The sequence below is a fragment of the uncultured Shewanella sp. genome (genome assembly GCF_947495455.1).
In the GTDB taxonomy this organism is placed as follows: domain Bacteria; phylum Pseudomonadota; class Gammaproteobacteria; order Enterobacterales; family Shewanellaceae; genus Shewanella.
Window position 1 is genome coordinate 1 of the sequence record NZ_CANLZC010000110.1, and the last position, 19,053, is coordinate 19,053.

The following is a 19,053-nucleotide window of genomic DNA, read 5'->3' on the forward strand; positions in this document are numbered from 1 at the left end:
TTCATTCAACCACCACCATACTTGTTGCACTATCACTCACCTTCGGGAAACGAGCAATGACAGGCTTTACCGAATTATCAATAGTAGGCTCTGCAAAAGAGGAAGTATTCTTCATTCAACCACCACCATACTTGTTGCACTATCACTCACCTTCGGGAAACGAGCAATGATAGGCTGTTCCGAATTATCATTGGCAGGCTTTGCGCAGTTATCAGTAGTATGCTCAACAAAAGAAGTAGTATTCATTCAACCACCACGCTTGGTGCACTATAGCGCCCCTGATTAACACCGCTTTGTTCTCGCTCAAGCGCACTCTGCCCATACTTTAATTTATCAATTTGCACACGAGCGAGGTAATGCCCACTATTTAATCCAGTCGCTTTAAACGCCAAAGCATGCATTGACGGCAATTGATCAAAGCCATAACAGAGCAACACCTGATGACTATTTTGCTTGTGTAACGTGTAATACTGATCACCATCTTGTAATAACCATTGCTGATTGAGCGTGATCTGGCTGATCCTAGCCGATGCAGATAATACTAACCCTAAAGAGGAGAGTTGCTGGCTAAGCTCTGTAATATTGCCCTGACTTAACGCTTCAATATTGAGTGTTAACACTAAAGTTAACGCCTCTTCAAGTTGATAAGATTGTCCATTCAGATTCTCATTATTGAGCCACACCACAACCGACTGTTCATGGTCCGGAAAAGGTAAGATATCCACAATTAATAATGGCAATACTTCATTAAACACTTCAGTGCTCGCACGATATTCAACCCGATTCAGATCAGGTTGCACCACAAAAGGATAGGGATCAGAATAAATCGTTTTCGATATTTTACCTAAGTTATCCGTTCGAGATAATCTTAAGTGATTTAACCCCGCTTTAACTTGATCGGGTAGAACAATACGCAAAACATTACCGACAGAAGAAACGGGGGATACCATTACTTCAGACTCCTCAAATTGCACTTGAGAGGAAAAGTCTGCACCTTGAGTGTGCAAACTCAATGTAAAAGCAGCATTGGGATCATAATGCCAATAATCCACAGACAAAGATTCAATCACAGGTATCAATTTAGCCACGGCAAAATCACTGACATGATGCACAGGCAAAGGCTTTTCAACGGCAAAATCACTTTCCATTAAAATTACCGATACTTCATAATTGAGAGAGTGCTGATGAGGTAATTGAAAGAATGACGCCCACATTTTCGTCACGTCTTCCAATGAGAGCATAATAGGCTCAATTTTGATCCTAGCTTGCTGAGTGTGTAAATTTGAAGACATTAATATACTGTCGGCCCCAAGGCTCAATTGATATTGCATGATCTCATCAGGGGTAATAAAAGGCTGAGCATGTAATTCGACAATGGTCGCCCCCATCATTTTTTGCGGCTCTAAGGTTAAGTCTTGACCATAAAAACTCAAATGATATTTAAGATTAAGCGGAACTTGTGGCTGCTTGATCAAGGAGCCATCTGCTCTGCGAGTGGCTAAATCATTATTACGCAACGTATGATTAAACTCGATATCATAAAGATACAAGTTCACCCCTATCATTTGCCCATCGTCTTTCTCTGGGCGACGATGAATAACCTGCGGCGCCGCCGATAAAAATGGCACTTTGTTCAGTGCATTTAATATCTTCTGCGAAAATACTGCTGTGGTCACTGCTATCGCAAGATAATTACTCATCATTGCCCCTCAATCACTAAATGTTTCTCAGAACGACATTGAATAAGAGAATGAATAACCTGTGTCGATGCCGATAAAAATAACAATAGACTCAATGCGTTTAATATCTTCTGCGAAAATATTGCTATCTCCAATGTTAGGGTCACTGCTATCGAAAGGTAATTACTCATAATCGCCCCTCAATCACTAAATGTTTCTCAGAACGACATTGAATAAGAGAATGAATAACCTGTGTCGATGCCGATAAAAATAACAATAGACTCAATGCGTTTAATATCTTCTGCGAAAATATTGCTATCTCCAATGTTAGGGTCACTGCTATCGAAAGGTCATTACTCATCATTGCCCCCTCAATCGCTGGTTATAATCCGACAACGTCATGGTAGGCTGAGGCCTTTTTTTCACTGGAGCTTTTAGGGTTGAAAAAGCAGGACGATTGTAAGTGATCCGTCCCACATTTAACCTAACAGGCGATGACTTCGCCGCACCTAAAGCACTCTCCTTTCCCTTTCCTGTCGGCAATGACCTTATGCTTGTGGCTGAAGGGCTTACACAACTCTCTGTATTAAAGGGAATATTTAATTGCGTATTGCTTAACGAAAGCCCATGTGGCCGTCTGTTGTTTAAATAACTAGTGTTTAAATGGGTCTTACTTGACGAAAGCCCATGTGGCCGTGTGTTATTTAAATGAGTATTGTTTAAATGAGTATTATTTAAATAAGCGGTGTTTAAATGAGTATTATTTAAATAAGCGGTGTTTAAATGACTAGTGTTTAAATCAGTCGTATTTAGAAAAAAGTCTGGCTCGCCCTGTGTTAAAGTTTTAAAAGATAATTGGGCCCTCTTTGTCTGTAAAGGCTTTCCATCATCTGTATTTTCCTGATTTGTATCATGAGCCTGACTCAGCTTTCCATCTTTTTTTAATTTAATATCAGTATCAGATACTTGTTCATAGGATCTTAAATCAGCTCTTTCACGATAATGCTCACCCGTTAAGGGAACACGGGTATGATTTTTAATCAGTTGATGATATTCCGACTGAATATGACTTTTATGGCGATACCCATTAACCGTATTCTTTGAAGTCGATAATGGATTATCATCATTTGCCATCAATAAGGGGCTCGTATCATTGCTCGAGAGTGAGTTCGAAAACGAGATCGAGAGTGAGTTCAAAAGTGAAGCAGCTGATGTACTGGAATGCTCTTCACTTGCATTGCCATCATTTTGCTCCCCCAAAACCGAGGCCATAGATGCTTTCCGTTCAAGCCCAAGATATTTCTCCACCATCTTGAGATTAGCATTCGCATCATGAATATTGTGCCAATGAGGTAACACACTTGCTTCCCTTTCAAGCCCAAAGTGCTTCTTCACCATATTGAAATTAACACTCGCATCTTGAATATTATGCCAATGAGGTAACACACTTGACTCCGGCTTTGCGAATTGATGCAAACGACGAATAAGCCATTTGCCTACTGCTTCCTTCTTTATTCCACTATCTCTTAATAACGCTTTGTTAAGAAGTAACAATTCATGCTTAAAGGGTTTAAATTCATCACCTAGCACCTTGGCATTTTGTATCCAACCTAGTTCATCGAATAACATTGAGGAATTCACATTGGAATGGAGTTGTGGGTATTGTGACGACCCAGCCCCACTTTTACCCAGTGACGTTAAAGCGGTTTGTAAGTATTTTAATAATAGGCCTGATGTCACTGAATTGAGCCCTGTCTTTAACCCTAAGGCTTGCTTTGAGGGCAAAGGTGCTCTGTTTTCGATAAAGGCTAAAGGAGAAAGGTTGGATCCAATGTTATTTACTCTGTTGTGAACATAGGGGTAAAAGTGGGGGAAAGCATGTTTATCAAGACTTGATTCAAAACGTCTCTCCATTGCATCAAGATTTAACAACATAGGATCCAAACCTTCTGGAAAAATTGACGATGGCCTTTGACGCCATACACCACTTAAACTGCTTAGCCAATCTTTCCATGGTGAGAAGTGATTAAACCTGCCTGTTAAAGGTCGATTTAGCTCTGGTGTCCTCCCTTGTGCCCCTTGTGCCAGCTCTTGTAGAAAGTCAGATAATAAGGAGAATGCTCGCGCCTTTGACAATGCTATTGCCACTTTGCTTTTATTCATCCTCATGTTATCAAATAAAATCGATAGCCGAGCTTGGTATTCCTCCCTTGCTTTAATAAAATCTTCATTGAAAAAATCACGCTCAAATGTATTAAGCCCTGCGAGAGCCTCGCCCTGATGTTGTAAATGACGGTCATCACAGGAACCAAACATCGCCCATTGATTATCCTGCAATAAATGCTGCCGTAACACTTCAGTTAATCGGCTTAAGTCTGCTTGCTGACAAACGGCTTGAGTTAAATATTGATGTAAGCTTTTATTCTGAACATCTTGTAAATGGCGAGGTTCAATCATTAAGCGTGTTAAATGCTCCCTCAAAGATGACACTAAATAAGCGATCACTGTCTCATCTGGGATCTTTTGAGCACCGGCTTTTAAGTCGCTCTGCCCTTGATCTTCTATGCTATTGTATAAGCTGTTGTATAAGTTATTGTAAAAGTTATTGTCTGAAATAGAGGGGTCTTTGGTTTGTTGAGGCCAAGCTACCCATCTTGCATCTAGGGCCAAGCGTTTAATCAGCCCAGTTTGTACTTGCTGTGCTAAACCCTTTAATACCGATTTAACTTCACCTTCATCAATCTGCTCTCCTTGAACCTTCACTCCTCGATGACACATTTTTTTGATTAAAAAATCATTCAAATTTTGATAAAGCAATTGAAAGACTTGACTTCCTGACTGTGAACGCAATGCACTATGCATAGGTATATGCATAGATAAAAAGTCTTTTTGCACAAAGCTAGCTGCCTGTCCCTTCTGTTTTTCATCACTCGCTTCTGGCAAAGAGGAACTTTGATATTCATCTCTTTTATAGAAGGTTTTTTTTGGAAGTGATGTCAAAGGCATGGAAGATATGCTCTGACTTTGATTAAGTCGTGTGATGATCTTTGATTCTAATTTTTTAAGAATGGACAGCTTATTCAAGTCCGCTTGTACTTCACTATTAGAACCACTATCAAGATCCGCATAAAAGCTGTTATCAGTTTGACTGTCTGCTCCACTATAAATATCGCTTTTCAGCCCCCTGTGAACACGACTTGCGGCTTGCGCAGCATAAGCGGAGTCAGCCTGAGTTTGCATGTCTTGAGTTTGCGTGTCTTGAATTTGCCTTAGCCACGCATAAGTCTCTTGACTTGATTGGCGCTTTGGGGATGATTGAAGCTTTGGAAGCAATGGAAAGTGTGAAGGTAATTGAACGTGCGCTTTCTTATGCACATATTCACCCACACCTTGATACGCGCCACCCACTTTTTGTTTACCAGCAAGCGCGCTTCGCTCAAAGTCGGCCCTTATTTGAGCCAGTTTTTCAGTATGAGCACCCGTTTTCTCATCGTTTGCTTGGGTGGAAAAATGCGTCAACGAAGCGTCAGTGTGCTGATCTATCCTTGTTTGCTGCCCATCGCTTGATAGTGCTTTTACGTTTTTTACATTTGCAAGCGGTGACGACGCTTCAAGCCTGCTCTTATCAAACCTAGAACCATCAAATCTAGGATCATCAAGACTCAAGCTACCTAATGATTCTGTCTCTTCTTGATGAGAAAAATGCCCTTGGCCTACATGCGTCGTTTTGGGCACCAATGCTCTACCACTTTTACCTAAGGCACGGGAAGTATTAGGATTGGATAATCCCAGATCCTGCCAACTTAACATCAGTGTGTGTTCATCCAATAATAAAGAGTCTATCATCAATTGATGTAGAAACGGCGAAATGTAAGGCGGAATAATCTGATTGCCCCCTCGCAGCGTCATGAGCACCCCTTGCCAGTCATTATTCATGTAATTGCTCAATGTAATATTTTCTTCTTACATCAGACAAAGAAAGAATATCCCCTTCCCACCAGCCAAATGCTCTGGCCAGCAATTGCACCTCACTCAAGATGATCTGAGCTTTATTATCAATTTCATGCCATAGAAAACTGGCGATATCAAAAGGCTCTCCCCAGCTATGTTCGCATTCTGGACAAGCCAGCCTGCAGATAATCTCACTGTGAGGATCTAAGATTTTAATGTGTTGGGAAACACGTTCAACTAAGCTAATAGGCATAGCATCGATGGGGGTATACACGCCATCCACCAGCCATTGAAAAACACAAGCTTTCAATAATGCATAAGCCGCACCTTCTTCATCTTCAACCTCAAAATAAGGTGCGAGCATTTCGAGATCATGACAAGTGGGAGGCCGACAGATAATTCGATGATTATCAATATCAATGCTCCTTTCTTCCCCGTCCCAAACTGGCACATTAGGATCGCAGATCACCTGCGAATCCAATTGAAATTCCACTTTCTCAGCACACTTAGGGCACTGAGAATGGGCTTCAATATCTGAGCCAAACAAACTATCACGAAAACGAAATAGCTTAGTATTTCTCTGACCCATAGACAAAAGCGAAAATTCATTCATTGCAATAGTGGGATGCGCCGCCGCCAGTAATAAAATGGCTTTGTGCCAATAACTTTTACTGAGCGCCGCTTCCCACAATGTGACAATGTCATTGGATGTCAGCATATAGCTTATGAACTAGGCAATGTAAAACTGGGCTCTGCAGGCGCTTTCACGCTGTAATCCCTTTCCCAGCCCTCGTTTTCCAATTTAATACTTTGAATGGCAATGGCATTGCCGTTTGCATCGAGATCTGGCATGGCGGTAAAATCAGACACCCAACACCGATAAACATTATACGCAATGACTTTTTGACCCGCTTCATTGTATAGCTCAATAATGATGTCTTTGCGAAAATCTTTCAGTGACACAATTTGGTTAGATTTATCGGCTCCTTTCGTTGAATTCGTGTAATCCCACACTTTATTCGCCCATTGTTCAAACACTTCGTCATGGGTGACTCCACGCTCTAAGGTAATAGCCTCATAGGAGGTTTGTCCCGGTGATAAATGGGTCGTCAAAGGATCGCCACCAGAGCGGTGTTTTACGACATCCGTTGTTCGCTTAAGTCCTGTGACTTTGCTAACACCTGCCACATATTTACCATCCCATTTCACTCTAAATTTAAAGTTTTTATAAGGATCGACTCGGTATGTATTGGTTGGAAATTCTGTATTTGCCATAAGTTAATTCTCCGTTAGATCGTAGCGACCGTTTGTTGGAATTTAAGTACAACAAATTCAGCGGGTTTGACAGGAGCAAACAAGATTTCGACATTCACAACGCCTTTTGCAATATCATCTGGTGTTGTGGTTGACGCATCACAAATCACTTTATAGTTATAAAATGCCCCTTGTGTCGCCAGCTCTTTCATAAAGGCGCCAATGCTAAGCCTTAATTGCGACCATAGAGACTCGTCGTTATCTTCAAAAACAGCCCACTGTGTGCCCCGTTGCAGTGACACTTCAATATAGTTGGTCAACCTTCTGACACTGATATATTTATAATCATCGGACAGTAAATCAGCGCCCCGTAATGTCCTATCCCCCCAAACCACGGGCCCAATGACCGGGAAATCTCGTAAGCAATTAATGCCCAATGGATTTAAAAAGCCGTTATCATCATTGTTCACTTTCACTTCAAGCCCTGTTACCCCCACCATACCTGCATTTTGGCCAGCGGGGGCTTTCCAAACGCCGCGATTGAGATCATTCGTCGCCATTACGCCCGCAATAACGCCACAACTGGAAAACACGCGTTCACGATCTTGCATATTTGGATCTGGCAACTTGACTTTAGGAAAATAAGTACACGCATATCGACCCGTATCCCCATTAATGCCCAGATCTGTCGGCTGAATATTCGGCCACTGTCCAGTTTTTGCTTTGTCTGTCCACGCATCGAGAGGCTCAGCAATAAATAAGGCCCGTTTTTTCTCACAAAAAACCGCTGCGGCACTATTAATCGCCATCAATGTATCGGCCGTCCCTCCGTCATCCGTACCGGGATCCGGTGGAATACACAGCATGTTGAAGATATCCACCGTACTGAGCGCATAGAGCCCCGTTCGAATATCCTCTTCACCTAAATAATCATCACTGTCACTCAATAACGGGCTATCTTTGCCTCCCGTCATGGTATTGGTATTAATGACACTGGGTGTGGTTTTAGGAAAACTGGGCGTCGACTTAGGTAAGTTACCTGTAATGCGAATGTAATTAGACTCATGGGCCAGAGTTTGATCGACTCGAATCGCACTATTATTGCCGCCTTTTACCGTGACACATTTAAAGGTTTCTACTGGCTTACCATTATCCAAAACCGTTAAATTAAACAAATCATTCTTAGCGACACCATCGGCTTGCTGATAAATTGACGCCACTTGATCGGTAATACCATTTTGATCCAAAGACACCGAAATATTATTACCCCAGACACCGGGATTGGCAGCGCTAAAGGTAAAACCACTGGCAGAAATGGAAGCAGTGGCTGAACTATAATCTGACATTGTCATGCGTTAGCTCCTTGTTTAGCAGGTGTTGACGCTGGCGTTGATTTATTGCTTGAGGAACCCGATTTTGAAGCGGGTTGAGCCTTTTGAGGAATGATAAATCGCCTAATAATAATGGCTTCGCTGCCACCATTTTGAAAGAAGTCTTTCACCACATAAGTCAGCGGAAAGTCAAATGCTAACTCTCCAAACATCTGCTCAAAATTCCCCATACTGGTCACAGTAATGGCCTCATCCACGGGACCTTTTGGGGCTCTTCCAATAAACGCGGTAATCGCAGTGGGAACGCCTGTGATGGTATGACTACCACTTGGGATCTCTTCCACGTAGACGCCTGGATAACTTAACTGTACTGGCATATTTAATGTCCTTTTTAAGTTTTACATAAGCATTTACCTCTTATCTGGCACAACAAAATTCTCCAAAACAAAATTAACTTACAGGTGTTTTTTTCATCATTCAAGTGATGTTTTTCGGCCTAAAATCGACTTTTGATGGGGCAAGAAGTCATCAGTAAAAATAAAAAAATTGGGCAAACAAAGCCTTATCAAGCCTTAATAGTTAAAAAGCACAGGTTAAAAACAAGCAATCAAGAGCAGAAAAAAGCGCATTAATAGAAAAAGGCATTAGGAAATTAAATATGACTCATTGGATAAAAGCCACTGCTTAACGGCCATATTAAACCGTAACAGTTTTTGTGGCATCTCACGCCGCTGAGCATAAAGCAAGTTTAATGCTTGAGCTCTTATCGACCACTGGGGTAGCACATGAATAAATTCCCCACGATGAATTTGCTCTTCAACTTGATAAAAAGGTAAACAGGCTAAACCTAAACCTTGTAAAGCCAAATCACCTATTCCACTGTAAGTATTGCAATGCAGGTGACCTGACACACTAAGAGACACCATTTGTTCACCGCAATGCAATTCAAATGCCCCCCATCGCCTCTCACGGCTGTTAAGAACAAATGCACATTGATGAATATTATTCCGATCTGGCATGCTATTTTTATTCAAGTATTGCTTACTGCATACTATGACATTACGAATGATGCCTAAAGGTTTAGCCACCACATCTTGAGGCAAGGTATCATCGGCCCGTAAAGCCACATCATAATCACCCAGTTCAATGTGTTTTTTTTCATGACCGCAATCTAACATCAAATTAATGTCAGGATAGTCACGACAAAATTGAGGAATAACATGTCGGCATAGTGCTTTTCCAAGTTCCAGAGGCGCTGTCACATGTAAATCTCCGCTGACTACTTGGGTCATATCCTTTAGCCGCATTTCGGCCTCAATCGCCAATAATTGAATTTGCCTCGCCTTTAAATATAAGGCTTCACCCGCTTCAGTAAAATGCATTGAGCGCGTGGTGCGATGAAACAGCTTAGCATTGAGTTGCTGCTCCAATTTTTGAATATGGCGAGACACTAAGCCTTTAGACACATTCAACTTATCGGCCGCTTGAGTAAAACTGAGCGTATCAGCCACCATTAAAAAAGTCTGTAAATAACTTAAATCCACGCCATTAACACCATTTAGTAAACAGTCTTCTTATTTTATGGGGTTTTTTCGACTTTAAAAAGAAATTAGCATCACAAACAATTATAACCTTACTCATAGGGTCAAAGACATGAAAATACTTATCATAGGCGCATCGGGCACCATAGGCAGCCAAATCACTGCCGTATTATCCAATCAACATGACGTTATCACAGCAGGAAAACACACAGGAGAAAAACAAATTAACATTACAGATCCTGAGTCCATTCGCACAACGCTCAGCGCTATTGGGCAACTTGATGCCATTATCAATGCCACAGGAGAAGTAGCATTTAACACCTTTGAAAACTTATCTCAAAAAGAGTGGAATAAAGGCATTCAAAGCCGATTAATGGGACAAATTAACTTAACGCAAATAGGAATGCACTTTCTCAATGATAGCGGTAGTATCACATTAACAAGTGGGATCATTGCCGATCACCCTATCAAATATGGTGTCAGTGCCGCCACGCTCAATGGCGCTATCCATCACTTTGTCAAAGCCGTATCCAACGAGCTACCGCGAGGCATTCGAATCAATGCTGTCAGCCCCTCTGTCGTTACAGAATCACTGACAACTTACGCCGATTACTTTCCAGGCTTTCAATCCATTGATGCCAGCACACTTGCCCAATTCTACCTTCGCTCAGCATTAGGCATTGAAACAGGGCAAGTCTATAAAGCTTATGGGGGGAACTAAGGGTCTGTTGAACTTTCATGATTAAATTATGTTCAGATAAACGTGTTTTAATCGCGGCGAGAGGGGTGACGCCTAGTCATTCTAAGCGAATGTCTCTCAACAAAGAGTAAAACACGTTTAGTGAATCCTACGGACTGCGCTTGTCGCTCCTTTCTACGGCGTTATCGCTTATTTATGGAGAATAACTACACTGCATAAGCTCTGCCTTGTATAAAGAAGCGACAAACTGCAGCAGAAATAATCAGCAAAGAGCAACAGACCCTAAACTTAAAGATTAACAATCGTTGCAAGTTAAAGACACATCAAAATTCAATAAATTGCTCCATATTAACTATACTGAAAGTCAATCTACCCCCTCAATTCGTATACAGACTCTTTCATGCAACATTTAGGTTTAACAAGCAAACTCATTGATTGTTAAACCTCAGTGTCATTGACAATATTAAGGTTTAAATCAATATGAAAAAGCCAAAATGGCAAGATAATAAAATAAGCAAATCAGCTCGATGGCTAGGTCTAATATCACTTGCTTTAGCGCTCTTAACAGCCTGCAATAATGAAGATGGTAACCGCTACCAACCGGATATCTCTTCACAGTTACCTGAAGATGTCATTCCCCACTTTTCAACAGCTCAAACTGATGAGTACACAAATAATGATTTTGATTATTTTTCTTGGCAAGTCTTCATCGCACTTAACTGGCCCGCAGCCGATTCAGGAACGGCAAGTGAATTGAACATAGGCGAGGCGCCTTCTGCATTTCGCGTATGGGAATATTTCACCGACAGTACGACCCCTTTCGATACAAGCTCAAGCACAGAAAATAGCAACTATACCAGTGCAATATTAAGTTTCACTTCCCGTGATAGTTTACAAGCACGCAGTTTAGCGCCGTTAGTTGATTTAAATGGAAACTATTTTCTCTATAGCGCTTCCATTAATGATGTGATGGTTGATTATTTAACGATAAATAACCTAACCACTGCTGAGGGGCTGGCAAGTTTTGGTACGACTAGCAAGGCACTTTTTTTTCCAACCGGTTCAATGGAACTAAAGCAATCATGGCGGATTTTTCCTGATGATGCCACTCAGGATTTACTTGATCGTTATTACGTGCGCAATGCGCAAGTTATTGTTTCTGATGATGACAGTGATACAGGTGAAGGATTCACCATAAACAATCTCAAAATTGGCTTAATTGCAATGCACATTACCTACAAAACACCGAACTTTGATACTTGGGTTTGGAGTACCTTTGAACACGTCGATTTAACCCAGGGTGAATATATCTTTGTTGAACAAGGCGAAATAGGGAATATCACTAGCAATCGTGTGCCGAATGAAGTGGCGACGGGAGAAGCGCCAAAATCAGATGAAGACATCAATGATATTCCCACCTATAACTACAAATGGCTCAACCCCAGTACATCGGGCCAACCTATGGCAGGGTTATACGAAAACACCCTCATAGCAAGAGCTCCCAATGAAGGCAGTTTGCCAGAATCGATGAACCAGATTTGGCAAGAAGTGTTACCCCATCCTTGGGCAAATTATCAACTAGTCGCGACTCAACGCATGAATCAATCAGGGGATAATGCAGCGCCACTTACTGATGGTGAAGTGTCCATTGTGAGAAATATCGCCTCAGAAACCTACATCATTGCTGATTTATCAGCACTCACCCATGTTTCACAAGTACCGGCAGTCGATCGATTAGATGCTTGCCAAGAAAACCCTGAATCCTCACGTTCAATAGCTTTAGAGCTGGCCCTAAATGAATGGAATTACCCCAATAATGACACTGAAACAGCTAAGTCCAATGCCAGTTGTATGGCATGTCATGGTTATATTTCATTTAAATATGGAGCAAATGATGAAGATGTCATCTTTACGGATTACAGCTATATTTTTGTAGAAAACATCACTGAAACCAGCTGCGATGACTAATTCAAACTTAGTTAAAGAGAAAGGCTTTTTGGCAGCAAAAGCACAAAGAGGGAATGATGGAAGCGGATATTTTAATTAAAGTCGTCTTACCTGGTGCATTATTTATTATCATGTTAGGCATGGGATTATCCTTAAAAACAATGGATTTTCAGTTAATTATTGCTAAGCCCAAAGCCGTTATTTTAGGGCTGCTGGCACAACTGTTAATACTGCCTTTCATTGCTTATTTAATTATTCTCAGTTTACATATTGAAGGTGCATTAGCGATTGGTTTAATCATTTTAGCTCTATGCCCTGGTGGCGCCACATCAAACCTGTATACCTACCTTGCAAAAGGCGATGTCGCCTTATCTGTCACCCTCACTTCTGTGGTGAGTGTCATTACGCCTTTTACTTTACCTTTAGTCATAATCATATTTATGGAATTATTTTTAGGAAGCGTAAATAAGGTCGATTTACCTGTACTCAAAACCATCACTCAATTACTCGTTATTACGGTGCTCCCCATTTGTTTAGGCATGATGATCCAGCGCTTAAAGCCACATTTTGCAAAAGCCGCTGAACCTTATGTTAAGGGATTTTCTATTGCTTTTTTACTCTTCATTGTGGTGCTCTTAATCGTCAAAAACGTTAATTTTATGGCCAGTTACTTTGCTCAAATGGGCGTGGCAAGCCTTTTATTAAATATTATCAGTATGTTTCTAGGCTGGAGCCTAGCAAGAGTGGCTAAACTTAATCTTGCTCAGCAAAAAGCCATTGCCATAGAGGTGGGCTTTCAAAATGGCACCTTAGCCATAGTGATCGCCCTGAGTTTATTGCAAAACACGCAAATGGCCATCGCGGCAACCTGCTACTCTTTACTCATGTTTATCACAAGTGCAATCTTCTCACTCATATTAAACCGCGTTGAGGCTTATAGAAAAACCTCTTAAATCCAGAAGGTTACCTTTTTATAAGTTGATAATTTTTATCACCATAGTGCCCTTTCAATCGCTCACATGACCTTAAATGTATCGGCAATACGAAATGACAAGGCCGCTATTGTCAATGTACCATTTACCGTGCCAGACATTGGCATATTACCAGATCCGGCAATAAGCAGATGCGGGTGGTCATAAGTACGACAATCACGATCCATAACACTGTCCTTTGGGCTTTCCCCATTAAGCTTGTTTCACAAATATGATTACTGTTTGACACTGGCTTACTAATATAAAGTTAGGCGTGATTTAATTTAATACGAATGCAGGCCATATATTAGCCTTTCTAGCTACTAGCTATCGGCTCAATCACCCAGTACTTCACGCCCATTTATGAAAAGTATCACCTAACAAAAGCTTATCTTTTTATATTTTGTTTGATATATGTCAATATTTTGTTAAATAATCTCACTATGATTTATGGAGCACCTTATCTGTCCTACGCCATGAGTCATGACATCAGTGGCTTTAGGCCGTGATTGCGTGGCAGTTTAATCATCAATTATATTATCACTTAAAAATCATAAGATAATATCAATCTATCCACGGAGAAAGGATACTTATGACATCATTCACTCAAATGATTCGCCCCTTATTGTATAGCACCTTATTTGCCATTACTGTAACAGGAAGCTCAGCGACAGCCCAATCAAGCGACCCAATCATTCCTTCGGCCAATAAAGACAGCTTCTTTATCACCACCTGGAAAACAGATAACAATGGCATCACCAATGACAATCAAATTCAGATCCACATTGAGGGAGCTCCCATTGTAGATTGGGGCGATGGCACCATTGAACAATTAACCAAAGGCAGCCATACACATACCTATGAAGCACCTGGCACCTATCAGATAAGCTTTACCAGTGATATTACCCGCTTTTTCTTTCCAAACCCTGAACAAGATAATGATAAACTACTCACAGTGCAGCAATGGGGCCATGCTAAATGGTCAACAATGAGTTTAGCCTTTTATGACGCAAATAATGTTCAACTATTTGCTACGGATAAACCTGATTTATCTAACACAGAATCCATGTACGCCATGTTTTTTAGAGCCTCTTCATTTAATGCCGATCTCTCTGACTGGAATGTGTCTAATGTCACTAATATGGCGTATTTATTTAGAGAAGCAACCTCATTTAGCAGTGACTTAAGCAACTGGAACGTCTGTAACGTCACCGATATGAGGTTCATGTTCGCCGGCATTGACGCAACCAACTTTAACTTACAAAATTGGTGTGTTAACTCTGTGGAAACTATGGCAGCCATGTTTAGAGAAGCGCGGATCAATAGTGATCTCAATCACTGGAATGTCAGTAATGTCACCAATATGGCCTTTATGTTTTGGGGCGTTGACAATCTTGATGCAGATCTCAGTGACTGGAACGTTGGCCAAGTCAAGAATATGGCACATATGTTTAAATATGCCGTTAACTTTAACAATGATCTTTCCCGTTGGAATGTGGTCAATGTCACTGACATGAATTCGATGTTCTACCGAGCTGATCGCTTTAATGCGGATTTAAGTCAATGGCAAGTTGCTAATGTCACCGACATGAGTGAAATGTTCAAAAATACCCAATCATTTAATTCTGATCTTACTCATTGGAACGTTGCCAATGTCACTGACATGAGTGAAATGTTTCAAGGCGCTGTGGCCTTTAAAGGGGATCTCAGTGACTGGGTATTTACCCAAGATACCGACAAAAAACTAACGATGCACAATATGTTTTTTGGTGTCGATACCACTGAAAGTGGCTTAGCACATTGGAATGTGTCTAACGTCGATGACATGTCCGGTATGTTCAGAGAAGCCTACATCAACCAAGACATCAACCACTGGAATGTAAGCAAAGTGACAGATATGTCCACTATGTTTATGGGCGTTAAAACCTTTAATGCCGACATCAGTCAATGGGATATTCGACAAGTCGAGAACATGGCCAGCATGTTTGACTTTTCTGGTTTATCTTCAATGCAATATGATGCAATCCTCAATTCATGGTACACATTAGGCCGATTGCAATCCGATGTGGTCTTAGGTGCACTTGACGTTCATTATACCCAGTCGTCTGCCACGGCACGTAGCTTTATCGAACGCAATTTTAATTGGGTCATTGGCGGTACACTGGAATAGCACAACTAAGTCAATACACCACTTAATCTGATTTAACTCGCTAGCCAATTAACGGCTAGCGTCAGGCATGAACCTAATACCAATCTAAGTAACCTGAATTCGGGATAAGCAGCGCCGCTTAATAGCACTATTTTTGCCCCTATCTGTGTTGTGCTTTCTACTAATAGCTTGCTATTAGATACGAAATCACGCCTTGATATCGACAAAAATTGAAGTATTAAGCCAAGTTCGAAAATAAAGAATGACCCAATTTAATTCAATTTTTTAATATTAAATGGGTTACCTAACATTTTTGACACTCATTATCCCAAGTTCAGGTTAAGTAAGTATTGTTATATGATTAAGAAGTCGATTTTCTAAAAGAGTAATGACCCTATATAGCTTATATAAGCTATAAGCCATGTTAAAGCAGGGTTCATTTATAAACAGTGATCTCATCCAGATTAAAAAAATACAAGCCATTCCCTATTAATACCTTTCTATATTAAGCCATAACTTTAACATCAAAAAATTCATTAATATAAAAAAATACAGTAAATAAATATAATGAGCTAGCCGTTTGTTAAAAATTAAAAAACAAAATAAACATTCAAATAGGTCTATATTTAGGAAGAACAATTAAGAAAGACATTAAAAATCATTTAAAAAATAAAATAACAAATAAAAACAACAGATTAAAACAAACAAGGTTTTTTGCACACCAGACAATAAAATGAATATACACTCACTGACAATTTAAAAAAAACAATAAAAGATAAAACACTAAAAGCACCTCAACTAATAACACAAAATATCACAATCTAGAGAAAAACCAGTTTTCTCTATTATTTCCAACCAATAAATAATTAAACTAAATTAACACTTTCCGACTTATAACACCAAAAAACTGCCAAGGATAAACCTTATTTCATATAGTCCTCACAGGAATGAGACAGAACATTCTCAAACATAATGAAATAACTTTTATAAATGGAGAGACTTAATGAGGCAGCTAACATCTATCGCGCTAATGACTTGCTCTATTTTTGCCAGCCCACTCAGCTTTGCTGACGATACCAATGATGTCACCGATTACTTAGACTTTATTTACGATGGTATGATAGTGGGGTCATCCAGCGGAGACAGTTATGATACCACTGATGGCATAGACGATATTCCTGGTAATAAAATCTCTAATATTACCTTGTACTATAACGATAGCATCATTCAAGGAATGCAAGTCGATTACCTTTATGGTGCCTCTGAAACTGTGGGCAGTAACTCAGGTTCAAACACGGAAAGTATCAGCCTTGATGACAGCGAATTTGTGACTTACGCCGTCGTGAACTATAGCGACAGCGATACTCATAGTATTTGTGGATTAACATTTACTACCTCAGATGATAACACATTAAAAGTTAAACAATGCAGCGATACTTACAGCTCTGCAGCCTATAAATTTTATGATGGCAGTGAGCGAGTAATGACAGGCCTTTACGGCACCGCCGATGACAGTGGGATCAATACATTAAGTTTCACCTATGCCTATCCGTTAGAGCTAGAATTAACCAATGTTGACTATGATACCGACATTGATATTGGTTCAGCCACAACAGCCTTCTTATCCAGCAGTGTTGGCATTAATGCAACCAGTGAATCTCAGTCAATGGATTTAAGTGTCACCTACAGTGAAACAGACAGCTCAACAGACAGTTACTCATCCACTGCTGGGATCACTGAAAAAATGGATGTGTCGGTTAGTGTCACCGAAAAAGCGGAGGCCATCGTCTCTGTCTCTGCTAGCTGGGAATACAGTTTATCCCTCAGCATTGCGTACTCTGAAACCGTGGGTGTTTCTAAGACAGAATCCACCACCACATCTTATACGGAAAGCTCAGAAATGACGGTACCAGCAATGAGCATTTATGCCATGAAAAAAACCGTCTATTCCAGTACAGCTAATTTTCCTTATACTTTGACTTATACTAACCCGTGGGACAGTAAAGAGTTTTACGTCTATGGTAACATCGACAATGCCACTGCAGTCACCTCTTATGTTGAATGGTTAGAAATTGGCTATGTGGATGATGACGGTAGCTATGTTGTTTATGATGATTATCAAAGTGATTATGGAGACATTATTCCCACATCATCAAGCAGTGTTTCATCTCTGACCTGCAGTAGTTCAAGTATCAGTAGCCTATCCACCTCAACAGTCAGCTTAAATGAACTCAATGTGGATTCGTTAAACATCAGTCTTGATGATCCAAACTGGCAAATGTCCGATGAAGAAATTCAATTCCGCCAAGAAAATGGCATAACCGATTAATTCGCTGTGACCATACTCATGCCAGTAGTTCACTGGCATGAGTCAATTCATAGGTTCTATCAACCTTTCCTTTACCTTTAAATACACCATTAATCATGCTTGTCTATATCGACCTGTTGCGAGTTTTTCTTAAATATTTAACCCTGAGCCAACCAGCAGCCAGTATGAAGCACGCTTTTGGCTGCTCGACGTAAGCTGATTACGGCCAAAGCATTTTGCTTTGTATTTCAATTTCCTTGAGCCTTTTCTATTGATTTTGTAATAGCATCCACCTGAGCGTTACATTTTTCCCTTTGTTCACCACTCATTTCGGCGCATTTTTTAGGAGCTGGTTTTGAGTGAATAATACCTTCCATTACGGCTAATACAACACAGCCAAGTGCGCCATCACAAGTATCTGGTGGTGAACGGTAATAACTCGATGAATGACTACACCCAAATAATGAAAAACTAAGCAAAACTGCAAATATCCATTTCATAATTTATTCTTGTTGAGGTAAGTCATCCAATATATCGTGCCAAGGGGCTTTGCTGCCCACATAAATATGACGAGTGGGTTTGATTTGAGGATCTGTATCTAATGTTCCAAGTGGAAAACCTAAAATATCAGGATATGCATCGAATTTGGTAAATAAGCTTGAGCCACAATGAGAACAAAAACCTTTATATTCGCCAGGTGAGGACTCGTAAAATTTTATCCACTCTTCACCTTTAAGCGTTTTCCAGCTTTTAGAGGTGATTTTTGCTCTTGTTCTAAATGCTGAAGCATGTAATTTGCGACACATACTGCAATGACAATTTAGTACATCTTCAAATTCACCATCAATTTCATATTGCACTTGATTACACAAGCAACTTCCTTTGTTTATCACAATACTCTCCTTAGATCATAACAGCTTATTTTTTATTTTACACAAATCACTCAGCTAGAGTACACATCTAACTCATTGTTGTAAAATAGTTTAGTTATGGAATTCGTTGCGGGGGGGCCGTTCACACTCACTTCCATTCTCACACCTTGATGCGAAGACTTAATTTGCAGGATTTATTGAATCAAGACAAGGGTAAGACTTTGGATCTTTTCTGACTAACCTTGTCATCTCTCGATTGAATAACTCCGCATACTTATACCAATTCCATTATATAGATGATCAATTCAGAGCTTCTCAGGCTTTTCAATTCAAGGCGCATTTATGCAGTA

General features: G+C 40.4%; 17 protein-coding genes and 1 pseudogene. 5 read left to right on the forward strand and 13 right to left on the reverse strand.

Going from position 1 to position 19,053, the window contains the following annotated elements:
- Positions 1-111: 111 nt before the first annotated feature.
- The 10 genes from Q0791_RS20810 to Q0791_RS20855 all read right to left on the reverse strand — a co-directional run bounded on the left by Q0791_RS20810 (position 112) and on the right by Q0791_RS20855 (position 9,759).
- Positions 112-246: a hypothetical protein gene (locus Q0791_RS20810; RefSeq protein ID WP_299010751.1), complete on the reverse strand. Its 135-nt coding sequence runs from the start codon at positions 244-246 to the stop codon at positions 112-114.
- The gene (locus Q0791_RS20815; RefSeq protein WP_299010755.1) at positions 243-1,703 is read right to left on the reverse strand and encodes a DUF4255 domain-containing protein; all 1,461 of its coding nucleotides are present in this window, start codon (positions 1,701-1,703) and stop codon (positions 243-245) included. The genes Q0791_RS20810 and Q0791_RS20815 overlap by 4 nt, the downstream gene beginning before the upstream one ends.
- Positions 1,700-1,870, reverse strand: coding sequence for a hypothetical protein (locus Q0791_RS20820; RefSeq protein WP_299010758.1), 171 nt, complete (start codon positions 1,868-1,870; stop codon positions 1,700-1,702). Before Q0791_RS20820 ends, Q0791_RS20815 begins: the two co-directional genes overlap by 4 nt.
- Entirely contained in the window at positions 1,867-2,043 is a 177-nt protein-coding gene (locus Q0791_RS20825) for a hypothetical protein (protein ID WP_299010761.1), read from the reverse strand. Before Q0791_RS20825 ends, Q0791_RS20820 begins: the two co-directional genes overlap by 4 nt.
- Positions 2,040-5,588: a hypothetical protein gene (locus Q0791_RS20830; protein WP_299010765.1), complete on the reverse strand. Its 3,549-nt coding sequence runs from the start codon at positions 5,586-5,588 to the stop codon at positions 2,040-2,042. The genes Q0791_RS20825 and Q0791_RS20830 overlap by 4 nt, the downstream gene beginning before the upstream one ends.
- A gap of 19 nt (positions 5,589-5,607) precedes the next feature.
- Complete coding sequence (locus tag Q0791_RS20835; RefSeq protein WP_299010767.1) at positions 5,608-6,348, reverse strand: hypothetical protein; 741 nt, start codon at positions 6,346-6,348, stop codon at positions 5,608-5,610.
- Between the two features lie 5 nt (positions 6,349-6,353).
- Positions 6,354-6,905: a phage tail protein gene (locus Q0791_RS20840; RefSeq protein WP_299010770.1), complete on the reverse strand. Its 552-nt coding sequence runs from the start codon at positions 6,903-6,905 to the stop codon at positions 6,354-6,356.
- Between the two features lie 14 nt (positions 6,906-6,919).
- Positions 6,920-8,236, reverse strand: coding sequence for a phage tail sheath C-terminal domain-containing protein (locus Q0791_RS20845; RefSeq protein ID WP_299010775.1), 1,317 nt, complete (start codon positions 8,234-8,236; stop codon positions 6,920-6,922).
- On the reverse strand, positions 8,233-8,592 hold the full coding sequence (locus Q0791_RS20850; protein WP_299010778.1) for a DUF2586 family protein: 360 nt from the start codon (positions 8,590-8,592) through the stop codon (positions 8,233-8,235). Before Q0791_RS20850 ends, Q0791_RS20845 begins: the two co-directional genes overlap by 4 nt.
- Before the next feature lie 267 nt (positions 8,593-8,859).
- On the reverse strand, positions 8,860-9,759 hold the full coding sequence (locus Q0791_RS20855) for a LysR family transcriptional regulator (protein ID WP_299010781.1): 900 nt from the start codon (positions 9,757-9,759) through the stop codon (positions 8,860-8,862).
- A gap of 109 nt (positions 9,760-9,868) precedes the next feature.
- Between Q0791_RS20855 and Q0791_RS20860 the strand changes: the two genes are divergently transcribed.
- The 3 genes from Q0791_RS20860 to Q0791_RS20870 all read left to right on the forward strand — a co-directional run bounded on the left by Q0791_RS20860 (position 9,869) and on the right by Q0791_RS20870 (position 13,356).
- Positions 9,869-10,477 (forward strand): short chain dehydrogenase, encoded by a 609-nt coding sequence (locus Q0791_RS20860; protein WP_299010784.1) that lies wholly within the window; start codon positions 9,869-9,871, stop codon positions 10,475-10,477.
- A gap of 459 nt (positions 10,478-10,936) precedes the next feature.
- On the forward strand, positions 10,937-12,424 hold the full coding sequence (locus Q0791_RS20865) for a hypothetical protein (RefSeq protein ID WP_299010786.1): 1,488 nt from the start codon (positions 10,937-10,939) through the stop codon (positions 12,422-12,424).
- A 53-nt stretch (positions 12,425-12,477) separates the two neighbouring features.
- Positions 12,478-13,356 (forward strand): bile acid:sodium symporter family protein, encoded by an 879-nt coding sequence (locus Q0791_RS20870; RefSeq protein ID WP_299010788.1) that lies wholly within the window; start codon positions 12,478-12,480, stop codon positions 13,354-13,356.
- A 62-nt stretch (positions 13,357-13,418) separates the two neighbouring features.
- Here Q0791_RS20870 and Q0791_RS20875 read toward each other — a convergent pair.
- Positions 13,419-13,574 (reverse strand): annotated as a pseudogene (locus Q0791_RS20875) (GMC oxidoreductase); the annotation flags it as partial.
- 392 nt (positions 13,575-13,966) lie between these two features.
- On the opposite strand from Q0791_RS20875, the gene Q0791_RS20880 reads away from it, so the two are divergent.
- Together Q0791_RS20880 and Q0791_RS20885 are read left to right on the forward strand one after the other, a co-directional pair.
- Positions 13,967-15,544 (forward strand): BspA family leucine-rich repeat surface protein, encoded by a 1,578-nt coding sequence (locus Q0791_RS20880; protein WP_299010791.1) that lies wholly within the window; start codon positions 13,967-13,969, stop codon positions 15,542-15,544.
- A gap of 982 nt (positions 15,545-16,526) precedes the next feature.
- On the forward strand, positions 16,527-17,852 hold the full coding sequence (locus tag Q0791_RS20885) for a jacalin-like lectin (RefSeq protein WP_299010794.1): 1,326 nt from the start codon (positions 16,527-16,529) through the stop codon (positions 17,850-17,852).
- Between the two features lie 227 nt (positions 17,853-18,079).
- Here the strand turns inward: Q0791_RS20885 and Q0791_RS20890 are convergent, their stop codons facing one another.
- Both Q0791_RS20890 and Q0791_RS20895 read right to left on the reverse strand, forming a co-directional pair.
- Positions 18,080-18,331: a hypothetical protein gene (locus tag Q0791_RS20890; RefSeq protein WP_299010796.1), complete on the reverse strand. Its 252-nt coding sequence runs from the start codon at positions 18,329-18,331 to the stop codon at positions 18,080-18,082.
- Between the two features lie 3 nt (positions 18,332-18,334).
- Positions 18,335-18,724 (reverse strand): GFA family protein, encoded by a 390-nt coding sequence (locus tag Q0791_RS20895; protein WP_299010799.1) that lies wholly within the window; start codon positions 18,722-18,724, stop codon positions 18,335-18,337.
- Positions 18,725-19,053 lie beyond the last annotated feature (329 nt).